This window comes from Hymenobacter plasmatis (genome assembly GCF_020711255.1).
In the GTDB taxonomy this organism is placed as follows: Bacteria; Bacteroidota; Bacteroidia; order Cytophagales; family Hymenobacteraceae; genus Hymenobacter.
This window is the reverse complement of sequence record NZ_JAJFAW010000006.1, coordinates 85,815-96,877: the sequence shown is the minus strand read 5'-3', so window position 1 is coordinate 96,877 and position 11,063 is coordinate 85,815. Positions and strand designations below refer to the sequence as shown.

The 11,063-nt window shown below is 56.9% G+C and carries 7 protein-coding genes; 5 read left to right on the top strand and 2 right to left on the bottom strand.

Going from position 1 to position 11,063, the window contains the following annotated elements; translation table 11 throughout:
- Nucleotides 1–2: 2 nt before the first annotated feature.
- Both LJ738_RS06155 and LJ738_RS06150 read right to left on the bottom strand, forming a co-directional pair.
- Complete coding sequence (locus tag LJ738_RS06155; RefSeq protein WP_227785432.1) at nt 3–3,038, bottom strand: TAT-variant-translocated molybdopterin oxidoreductase; 3,036 nt, start codon at nt 3,036–3,038, stop codon at nt 3–5.
- Nucleotides 3,039–3,202: 164 nt separating this feature from the next.
- The gene (locus tag LJ738_RS06150; protein ID WP_227785431.1) at nt 3,203–4,546 is read right to left on the bottom strand and encodes a c-type cytochrome; all 1,344 of its coding nucleotides are present in this window, start codon (nt 4,544–4,546) and stop codon (nt 3,203–3,205) included.
- A gap of 521 nt (nt 4,547–5,067) precedes the next feature.
- On the opposite strand from LJ738_RS06150, the gene rpsF reads away from it, so the two are divergent.
- From rpsF to LJ738_RS06125, 5 genes are all read left to right on the top strand, one after another.
- Complete coding sequence (gene rpsF, locus LJ738_RS06145) at nt 5,068–5,445, top strand: 30S ribosomal protein S6 (protein ID WP_227785430.1); 378 nt, start codon at nt 5,068–5,070, stop codon at nt 5,443–5,445.
- A 54-nt stretch (nt 5,446–5,499) separates the two neighbouring features.
- On the top strand, nt 5,500–5,733 hold the full coding sequence (gene rpsR, locus LJ738_RS06140) for a 30S ribosomal protein S18 (protein WP_035561439.1): 234 nt from the start codon (nt 5,500–5,502) through the stop codon (nt 5,731–5,733).
- A 91-nt stretch (nt 5,734–5,824) separates the two neighbouring features.
- Nucleotides 5,825–6,268 carry a 50S ribosomal protein L9 gene (gene rplI / locus LJ738_RS06135; RefSeq protein WP_092677482.1) on the top strand — a complete coding sequence of 148 codons (444 nt, stop codon included), beginning with the start codon at nt 5,825–5,827 and terminating at the stop codon, nt 6,266–6,268.
- Nucleotides 6,269–6,365: 97 nt separating this feature from the next.
- Entirely contained in the window at nt 6,366–8,873 is a 2,508-nt protein-coding gene (locus LJ738_RS06130; RefSeq protein WP_227785429.1) for a GSCFA domain-containing protein, read from the top strand.
- 70 nt (nt 8,874–8,943) lie between these two features.
- Complete coding sequence (locus tag LJ738_RS06125; RefSeq protein WP_227785428.1) at nt 8,944–11,043, top strand: thioredoxin domain-containing protein; 2,100 nt, start codon at nt 8,944–8,946, stop codon at nt 11,041–11,043.
- Nucleotides 11,044–11,063 lie beyond the last annotated feature (20 nt).

Here is an 11,063-nt window from a genome sequence, read left to right as displayed (position 1 = left end):
TATTAAGCGTTTTCTTTAGCGAAGAACTCCGATTCCGCGTTCCGAATCTTCGTCAAGTAGGTCACGTTGGGCTGCACGTTGATGGCGTCGAGAGCGTGGAAAGCACGCTCGCCGTCTTCGCGGCGCAACAGCTGGCTGAGGCGGCTGTTCGGGTCGCGCATATCACCGAATACAATAGCTTCGGTGGGGCAAGACTGGGCACAGGCCGAAACAATCTCTCCATCTACCGGGCGGCGCTTCTGCTTCTTAGCTTCGAGCTTGCCCAACTGAATGCGCTGGATGCAGAACGAGCATTTTTCCATTACGCCGCGGGCCCGGACGGTCACGTCGGGGTTCAGCACCATACGGCCGAGGTCGGTGAACATGTGGCCGTTCACCGTCTCGAACTTCTCGTTGGAGTAGTAAGAGAACCAGTTAAAGCGACGCACTTTGTATGGGCAGTTGTTGGCGCAATAGCGGGTACCGATGCAACGGTTGTACGTCATCTGGTTGAGGCCTTCCGTGCTGTGCGTGGTAGCTAGTACTGGGCACACCGTTTCGCAGGGAGCATGGTTGCACTGCTGGCACATCATAGGCTGGAAAATTACCTGCGGGTTGTCCGAAGGGTCTTCCATGGCAGCATAAGTCCCTACTTTACCTACCGTCTCAAACTCATCCTTGTGGTGGTCTGAGCTGTAGTAGCGGTCAATGCGCATCCAGTGCATCTCGCGGCGGTTGATAACCTCCTGCTTGCCCACTACGGCCGTGTTATTCTCGGTTTGGCACCCAATCACGCACGAGCCGCAGCCGATGCAGGAGTTGAGGTCAACTGCCATGCCCCAGTGGTGGTTGTTGTAAGAGTAATCCTGCCACAGCGAAACTTTATTAGGTTTCTCCAACCCGTCAGGCGTGGCAATTTTCTCGTACTCGGTTACTTCTTTGGGGTTCTTAATGTATTGAGCCAGCGTGTTCTCCTGCACCACCGGCTTGCGGTCCATAATGGTGTGGTGGGTCTGAGTCTGGGCAATGGGAGAGGTAGCGTCGGTCTTGGTCAGGGTCACCACGTTGTTGTACATGGTACCATTGGCGTTAATCATTGCCAGGGGAGCAGCGTTAGCACCTACCTTATCTCCGGCTTTGCCAGCCAGAGTACGGCCGTAGCCCAAGGCAATGCTTACGGTGCCATTGGCCTGACCAGGCTGAATCAGCACCGGCAGTTCAATACTGTAGCCATTTGCTGACACCTTGATGACGTCGTTTTGCTTCCACTTATTCTCAACGGCCATCTTACGCGGCACAGCCACGTAGTTGCCCCAAGTGGCTTTGGAAACGGGGTCAGGCAACTCCTGTAGGAAAGGGTTGTTGGCTTCGCAACCAGCTGCGCCGATGCCTACCTTTTCATACAGAGCCAGCTCAATACCAGTCGAGCTAGCAGGGCGCTGAAGTTGGGCTGCTGCTGCATCAGGAGCTAGAGCAGCATGGAGCATAGCGGGAGCAGGTGGCAGAGCCGAGCCAGTAGCCACTCCATCATGCACTACCTTATCCCAGGCAGCGTCGGTGGGGGTCAGGGCGCGCCAGTTAGAGCGCAGGTATTTGTAGTAGGTGGTGTTGTTACCAGCCCAACGCAGCAAGCTCTCCTGGGCTTGACGAGTTTCAAACAGCGGGGTGATGGTGGGCTGAGCTAGGCTCAGGAAGCCACGCTTCGGCTCGAAGTCGTTCCAAGATTCCAACCAGTGGTTGTCCGGTGCGGCGTACTGGCAGAGAATGCCGGTTTCGTCTAGCCGGTCGTTCAGCGAAATGGTCAGCGGCACTTTTGCAATGCCTGACTTTACTTTCGCGGCCAGCGGGTGGTTATATACTGGGTTAGCGTTGTAGAAAATGACTGCCCCAACGCTGCCGTTGTTCATGTCATTCACCAAAGCCGCCATGCGGGCATCGTCGCCTTGGCGCACGTAGCTTGGAGCGGTTAGGTCTACGGTCGTACCGAGGTTCCCCAAGGCTTGGTTAATAGCCGTAACCAAAGACTGAACGGCTGGGTCATTTGAACCGGACACCACGAGGCTAGCCCCACGATTGGCCTTCAAGTCGGCCGCAGCCTGGGCCAGCTTGTCATTCTTATAGGAAGAGGCACCGCCTGCACCGGTCACGGCATTGTACAGGGCAAGAGCCACGGCGCCCATTTCGGATGGCTTCACAGCCACGCGAATGTCGGCGTTGCTACCGCTGAGCGTCATTGCCGTCTCGAACTGGTAATGACGCGACATGCTGCGCTTGTCCCGATTTATCTTGCGGGTCATCGCATAAGCACGGCTGTATTCAACTGGCGAAATCCAAGTACCGAGGAAGTCAGCTCCGAGGCTCACAATGATGTTGGCGCGGCTGAAATTGTAGCCGGGCACAATGCCGTTGTTGGCCTGCAGCAGCCCAGTTACCGATTGCGCGTCGTACATGACGTGCGTGGTGTTGGGATAGCGCGTAGCAAACTCAGCAATCGCCTTCTTGGTAGTTGGGCTGATGATAGTTGGCGAAACGATGGCAATGCGGCCGGTCGTAGCCGCCAGCTTCGTGCGAATGGCTTGGTCAACCGCTGCAACTTCCGCTTTCTGGTGCTCGTTGCCCGACTTAATGGCAAAGTGCTGCAAGCGGCCACCATCGTACAGGCTCAAAACGGCTGCCTGGGCCCGTGCCGACAAACCGCCACGGTTGATAGGAGACTCGGGATTACCCTCGAGCTTAATTGGCCGGCCTTCGCGGGTTTTCACCAATACCGCATTGTAATCGGCACCAGTAAAATAGGTCGAAGCGTAGAAGTTGGAGATGCTTGGATCAATCTCCTCGGGCTTGTTCAGGTACGGAATGGCTTTGCGAACCGGAGTTTCGCAAGAAGCCAAGGTGGCCGCAGCCACACCAAAACCCATTAGTTTGAGGAAGTCGCGGCGGGGAGCCGAGGTCGCATCGCTGCTCGCGTGGCTTTCCTTGACCGGCATGAATTCGGCAAATGCCGATTGCATGAACTCCGGGGCGCTTTCCAGTTCCTCAATTCCTTTCCAGTACTTCATTTTCGGGGACTTAGGGACTCAGGGTCTTAGTGGCTTGGGGCCGGCTAAGCCGAGAGGTACTTGATTTTTGAGCGGAATCTTTTTTTTGTAGCGATAGTAAAACAGCAGCGTTGAAGGGTCTTGGCAGAATTAAATCCCCAAGGCCCTAATGCCTAGTCTACTTATTAGTAGTGACACTTCGAGCACTCGGTGCCACCATTCGAGGACACCGTGAAAGGTGCACCGGCGTTTTTGGTGTCGTGCAGTTTCACGAGGTTGTCGTAGTACTTGTTATCCTTGGTATTGAGGGGCATCTCGCGGTGGCAGTTGATGCACCAGCCCATGGTAAGAGCCGAATACTGGTATACCACTTCCATGTTCTGGATGGGGCCGTGGCAGGTCTGGCATTGCAAGCCAGCCACCTGCGTGTGCTGCGAGTGGTTGAAGTAAGCCAAGTCGGGCAGGTTGTGAATGCGCACCCACTGAATGGGCTGCTTCCGCTCGATGGCGCGGTAGATTTTCTTGATTTCGGGCGACTCGGTCTTAATCTGCGAGTGGCAGTTCATGCAGATGTTGGCCGAAGGAATGTTAGCCGATTTGCTCTTATACACCGAAGTGTGGCAATAAGCGCAGTTAATCTGGTGCTCGCCAGCGTGCAGCTTGTGCGAGAAAGCAATGGGCTGGGTGGGCTGGTAGCCCTGGGTCAGGCCCACAGCCATTACGCTTTGTACGCCTTCATAAAGTAAAACGAGGGCAAACACGACACCTACAATACCGCGCAGCACGGGCGAGCGGTACAGCTTACCCCAATCGAAGCGCTGCTCCAGGATTTCAACATCGCGGCCGTCGAGGTCTTTGCGACCACGCAGCACATCCTTCATCAGGTTGCCGATGATAACCAGCGTCACCACCAAAACTATCAGTACTACAACCAGTACAATGAGAAGAATATCAACGTATTTGCCAGCACCAGCTTCGGCACCACCTGCTTCTTGGCCGTCGGTAGCAGCAGCATTACCGGCGGTAACACCAGCCGTGGCAACAGTTGAGGCCTTGCCTTCTTCCGAAGTAACGTAAGCAATAATGGAAGTGATTTCCTTGTCCGACAGGGCAAAGGAGGGCATTTGCTGCTTATTGAACTTGTTGAAGAGGGCTACCGCGTACTCATCGCCGCTGGCCACTACTTTGCTCGAGTTCTTCACCCAAGGAATAAGCCAGGTGATAGGACGACGCTTGCTGATACCAGCCAGGGCGGGGCCCACAACCTGCTCATTCACGGCGTGGCACTGGGCGCAGTTGCCTTTAAATAGTGCATCGCCGGCGGCAATGGCAGCGGCATCGCCACCTCCGGCAGCCGGAGCGGCAACGGTTGCGGGTGTAGCAGCAGCAGTGGCACCGGGCACCACGCCTTCTTTTTTCACATCGGCAGTGGCACTTGCTCCTTGAGCGGCAACCTGTTGGGCGCCGGCAAACGTGAGCAAGAGGGCCAGCAACAGATGAGGTAACGAACGAAGTCGAATGCTATTCATAAGAAAATAGACGGTAAAACGAAACGCTAGGGCATTTCAAGGCCACAAATGTAGGTCAGGAATCGTAGGCGGCAAAAAGTGAAATGCAATTTCTGGGCATCCTTGGCTGGGCATATCGGGCCATTTTAGCCCCTCCTGCCCTATTCCCAATTAGTTGCCCTTTTTCTCACCCATTACTAAGTTTTGCTTTCGACCTTCTACACCAAACGACCGGATTAGTTGGAGTAATCTCCTGAATCACAATTTTGATATAAGCATTTTTGTTAAGCTTCCGCATAGAATCGATGATTTAGGGACTTGAGGCAGGGTCAACCTTGCCTTCCTAACAAATGGCGAAGTAGACGAAGGCGGCAGCTCCCGTCTTTGTACTACTGCTCCTTTCTCTACCTCATCCATTATAATAAGGTTATGCCGTCGGTTATAATTAAAGGATATAACCGCGGCCCTTGGCAATCTACCCGAAAGTCAGTACCTTTGCGCCCCAATCAATTTTTTCACCCCCAAATTTTCACCCCGTCGTAATGGAAGTAAGAAATTACGAGACGGTCTTCATCGTAACTCCCGTTTTGAACGAGAGCCAGGTGCAAGAGACGGTCGAGAAGTTCACCCAGGTGCTTAAGGAAAATAGCGCCGCCATTTTGTCCACTGAAGCCTGGGGCCTGCGCAAGCTGGCGTACCCAATTCAGAAAAAGACCACAGGCTACTACTACTGCCTGTCGTACACTGGAACTGGTAATATTGTTGACGTGCTTGAGCTGGCGTTCCGCCGCGACGAGCGTGTCATCCGGTTTTTGTCCACCGTGCTCGATAAGCACGCCGTGGAATACAACAACCGTCGCCGCAACGGCGAAATGAATCTGCAAAAGGCTGCAAAAGAAACCGAAGGCGTAGCCCAATAATCCAGTAGTAACATGGCAACTCCCGCATACAACCGGAACAACGACCGGTCGGCTATGAACAAGCCGCAGGACACCCGCAAGAAATACTGCCGCTTCAAGAAAAACGGCATTAAGTACGTGGACTACAAAGACCCGAACTTCCTGCTGAAGTTCGTGAACGAGCAGGGCCGCGTGCTGCCCCGGCGCCTCACCGGCACCAGCCTGAAGTTTCAGCGCAAAGTGACCCAGGCTATTGCAAAAGCCCGCCACTTGGCTTTGATGCCCTACGTAGCTGACGCTCTGAAATAGTTAGTCATTAGTTGCTAGTTACCGTTGTCATTTGACGGGCTTTGGCCTGGGCTGACAACAAGCAACTACCAACTGACAACCCAACAATCCCATGGAAATCATCCTCAAAGACGACGTTAAGGGCCTCGGCTACAAGAACGACATCGTGACCGTGAAATCGGGCTACGGTCGCAACTTCTTGTTGCCGCAGGGTTTGGCCATGCTGGCCGACAAAACCAACAAGAAAATCACGGCAGAGAACGTGCGCCAGGCGGCTCACAAAGCCGACAAAATCAAAGGCGATGCCCAAGCCATTGCCGACCAAATCGGTGATGCATTCCTGGAAATTCGTGCCAAGGTGGGTGAAAGCGGCAAGATTTTCGGCCGTGTTACCACCCTGCAATTGGCCGAAGCGCTGAAAGCAAAAGGTGTGGACGTAGACCGCAAGCGTCTGTCGTTCGACCAGGAGCCTTCTGCTGCCGGCGACTACACTGCCACCGCTAACCTGCACAAGGAAGTGAAGCAGACGATTAATTTCCGCGTTGTAGCCGAGTAGTTCTCGCTCAACCACGATTAGAAAAGCCCTGCCTTTTGGTGGGGCTTTTTTATTACACCTTCGGGCCAAACACGGCTTTAGGGCTATTTTTGCTTTGATGTTTAGAACCGAACTCTCTATTGCCCCGGCCACGGACCAGCTACCGCGCACGGCACGCGTCTTAACCATGGGCTCCTGCTTTGCCGACAGCATCGGCTTGCGGCTGGCCGCCAACAAGGTGGAAACCCTGGTAAACCCCTTTGGCACCGTGTTTCAGCCGCTCGTGCTGGCCAAATTGCTCCGGGCTGCGGCCGGCGAAGAAGTCGATTGGCAGCAGCACGTGGTGGAAGCGCGCGGGCGCTGGCAGAGCTACGACCTGCATGGCAGCATCGGGGCCGATTCGCCCGTGGACTTGCTCCAGCAAATTCACGAGTTGGTTCGGCGCACGGGCGATTTCCTCCGCAGCGCTGATGTAGTGCTGCTCACGCTGGGCACGGCGTGGGCCTACCGCCTGCGCGAAACTGGTGAGCTAGTAAACAACTGCCACAAGCAGTCTGCCGACTTGTTTGTGCGGGAGCTGCTTACCCCGGATGAAATCATCAACGGCTTGGCCGAAACGCACGCCTACCTGCGGCGCATCAACCCCAATCTGCGCTTTGTGCTCACGGTGAGCCCGGTCCGGCACCTAAAGGACACGCTGCCGCTGAATTCGGTGAGCAAGTCGGTGCTGCGAGTGGCTACGCATATTTTGAGCGACTTGCTGCCGGGCGTGGCCTATTTCCCGGCTTACGAGCTTTTGCTGGACGATTTGCGGGACTACCGCTTTTATTCGGCCGACATGCTGCATCCCTCGGAAGTAGCTGAGGAGTATATTTGGGACAAGTTTGCCCGGACGTATTTCGACGTTGATTTTGGCCGGTTCCGCAAGGAATGGGCATCGGTACGGCAGTCGTTGGGCCACCGCCCTTTGCATGCCAGCGCGCCCGAGCACCGCCTGTTCTTGGAAAATACGCTTGCCAAATTGGAGCAACTGAGCTTGCGAAAGGTGGCCGTGACGGATGAACTGAGCGAGGTGAGAGCCAAACTGGCCGCATTGCCCATGCCTGCGCTGCCGCAAGTGGAAGAATTTGTTCAGGATGATGAGGAGCGAATTGATATTGGCGAAGGCTCCATTTCTATTGAAGTCGAAATAGCGCCTCAGGAATCAGTCGCGTTACCTAATTCTGAAACTCGCATGCCGCGCTTGTCGCCCGAAGAGTTTCGTTCGCAGCGGGCGGCACGCTCTGGCCGGCCGGAACGAGGCCGCCGCGATGGGCGAGGCAAAGAACAACCGCAGATACCCGCTGAGAATGAGCAATTCCAGGGCGCTGCGGCCTTTGCTGACGACCAGATGGATGCTCAAGCAGCCCTGGCCCCTACCCAGCTGGGTGCGGCCGAACATCTTTTGGAGCAAGCCGCTACGGCCACTCCCATGGCGGGTTCGGATGGCGCTACTGGCGCCGAAGATGGCGTGAAGAAGAAAAAACGCCGCTCAAGAGGTGGGGCTAAACGCACTGCGCGCAAAAACGCGCTTCGCCTTGCCGCCGGCGAAATCCTGCCTGGCCAGGAGCCCACTGCTCCGGCCGAAGTTGAGCTGAACGCACCATTACCGGATGCGCAGCCAGAAAGCAGCAACCTGCGGCCAGAAGGCAAAAAGTCCTCGGTCATCACCAAATCGGTCCCGGTGAAGCGTGGGGGGCGCAATAATGAATTGAGCCGCATATCGCGGGCGGAACTGTATGCTGCTCCGGCTGAAGCTCCGGCTACTACTGAAACGCCAGCAAACATCGACGCTGAAGCGCCCATCCCGACGCCGGTTGAGTTACCGATTGCAGCACCAGCGATTATTAGCGAAGCGCCTAATGCCGCGCCAGCTAAGTCGCGCAACAGCCGAAACAGAGGCCGAAAGGCGCCGATGCAAAGCGGCACAGCTGAGGATGCAACTACCGCTGCTGCCGCTTCAGCTGAGCTAAATCCGGAGTCCAGGCTGGGCAGTATTGAACAACTATCTGGTACTGCTGAGCAAATTGAGCCAACGGCAGGCAACGAGGCTGAGCGCAACAAGCACATAAGCCAGCCCAACGCCGCCCCGGAAATAGCCGCAACTCCAGTCGTCGCGCCGGATACAAACGAGGCTGCTTCCGAAACAGCCGCGGCTCAAGCGCCTCCGCGGCGCTCCAACCGCCCTAAGCGAGCGGTCAGCGGAGCCCGTGCTGAAAAGCCGGCCGTTGATACTCCGGTTGTGCCAGTTCCAGACGCGCTGGACCTGCGTACCCAGGTAGCCGCCGGCCGCATGACCGGCTCTTCGGCCTCCTTGATTGAGCAAATTGAGCCGAAGAAAAAAGCTCCTGCTGCGAAGAAACCGGCAGCACCCAAAAAGGCCGCTGCGGCTAAGGCCAGACCCGTAAAGCCAACACCTGAGCCGGTGCCCACGGCTCCCGCCGCGGCCGTACCAGCAGAAGCTCCGGTACCGGCGCCCAAACGCAAGCCAGCTGCAAAGCCGAAGGCGGCCGGGCCGAAACCTACAGCGCCCAAACCAGCCGCGCCCAAACCCCGGGCGCCTAGGAAGCCAGCAAAGCCTGCCTAACCATTTTTCAAACCAAACCCGGCCCTCGAAGCCGGGTTTGGTGTTTTAATACCTTTCCTATCTTGCTGCCATGGCCCACGCTTCACAACCCACGAACCGCCTCGCTGAGGAAACCAGCCCCTACCTGCAGCAGCACGCCCACAACCCCGTGGACTGGTATCCATGGGGCACGGAGGCGTTGAGCCGGGCCAAGGCTGAGCAAAAGCCGATTCTAGTAAGTATCGGGTATGCCGCTTGCCACTGGTGCCACGTGATGGAGCGCGAATCGTTTGAAAACCACGCCGTGGCGGCGGTGATGAACCAGCACTTCGTGTGCATCAAGGTGGATCGGGAGGAAAGGCCCGACGTGGACCAGATTTACATGGATGCCCTGCACGCCATGGGCCTGCAGGGCGGCTGGCCGCTCAACGTGTTCCTGACCGCCGATGCCAAGCCATTTTATGGCGGCACGTATTTTCCAAAGGGAAATTGGGTGAAGCTGCTGGAGAATATCGGCCAAGCCTACGCCGGCGAGCACCGCAGCGAACTGGAGCAGTCGGCCGAGCGGTTTATGGAGGTGATAGGCACCAGCGAGCTGCAGAAGTACGGCGCACAAAAGCAGGGCGCCGGCAAGCCTGCTGATAATCTTGACGCGCTGCAAGCCATTGGTGTGGCTCCGCAAACGGGGCCGGCGGGGGTTTCGGATGAGGAATTCAAGCTGCTGGACTACAACCTGGGCGTGAAGTTTGACCGTGAGCGGGGCGGCATGAACCGCGCGCCCAAGTTTCCGATGCCCAGCATTTGGCGGTTTTTGTTGCGCGCCCACGCCATCAGCGGCAGCAAGGTGTTGCTGGACCAAACGGTGCTCACCTTGCGGGAAATGGCTTGGGGCGGCATTTACGACCATGCCCACGGTGGGTTTGCGCGCTACTCGGTGGATGCGGAATGGCTGGCGCCGCATTTCGAGAAAATGCTTTATGACAACGGCCAATTGGTGAGCCTCTACAGCGAAGCCTTCCAGGTGACACAAGAGGAGCTATTCCGGGAAGTAGTGTACGATACCATCGAATTTGTGCGGCTGGAGCTGACCAATGCCGATGGGGGCTTTTATTCGTCGCTGGACGCGGACAGCGAAGGCGAAGAAGGCAAATTCTACGTGTTCACCAAGGACGAATTGCGCGAAATTATCGGCGACGAGGAGCCGCTGTTTTCCGATTACTACAACTGCACGGCGCAGGGCAACTGGGAACACGGGCGCAACATCCTGCACCGCCGCCAAAGCGACGAGGCATTTGCGGCCGCTCATGAGCTGACCACGGCCGTGGTGGCGGAGCTGGTAGCTGGCTGGAAGCAGAAAATCATGGCCGTGCGTGCCACCCGCGTGCGCCCCGGCCTCGACAACAAAATCCTCACCGGCTGGAATGCCCTCATGCTGCAGGGCCTCACCGATGCCTACCGAGCCTTTGCCGAGCCGGAGTTCCTGGTCGTGGCCGAGCGCAACGCCCGCTTCATTCAAGCCAATCTGCGGGAGGGGCCGCGCTTGTACCGGACCTGCAAAAATGGCCGCGCCAGCATCAGTGGGTTCCTGGAAGATTATGCCCTGGTCATTCAAGCCTACATCAGCCTGTACGAGGTAACCTTCACCGAAACGTGGCTGCGCGAGGCCGAGACCCTTACGGAGTATGTGCTCGAGAACTTCTTTGACCCGGCCGAAACGCAGTTTTTCTACACCGACAGCAGCGCCGAGCCGCTTATTATTCGCAAGAAAGAGCTGTTCGACAACGTGATTCCCGCGTCCAACTCGGTGATGGCGCACAACCTGCGCCGCCTGGGCCGCCACCTGGAAAACACCCGCTACACCGACCTGGCGGCCGATATGCTGGCCCAAGTGCGGCACTTGGTCGTGAAAGAGCCGCAGCACCTCACCAACTGGGCCTCGCTGTACGCGGCGCTGCTGCGGCCCGGCGCCGAGCTGGCTATCATCGGGCCCAAGGTCGAAATTTTTCGCCAAGAACTTAGCCGGCGTTTTTTGTTTGATACCGTGCTGGCCGGCACCAAGAAAAGCTCGGAGCTGCCGCTGCTTAAGCTCCTGAAACCCGCGCCGCAAGGCCGCACGGCCGTGCACATCTGCCGCAATCAGGCCTGTTTGGCGCCGCTATATAGCGTGGCCGAGGCCTTGGCTGCTTTGTAGGGCTGGGGCATGGGCCGGCG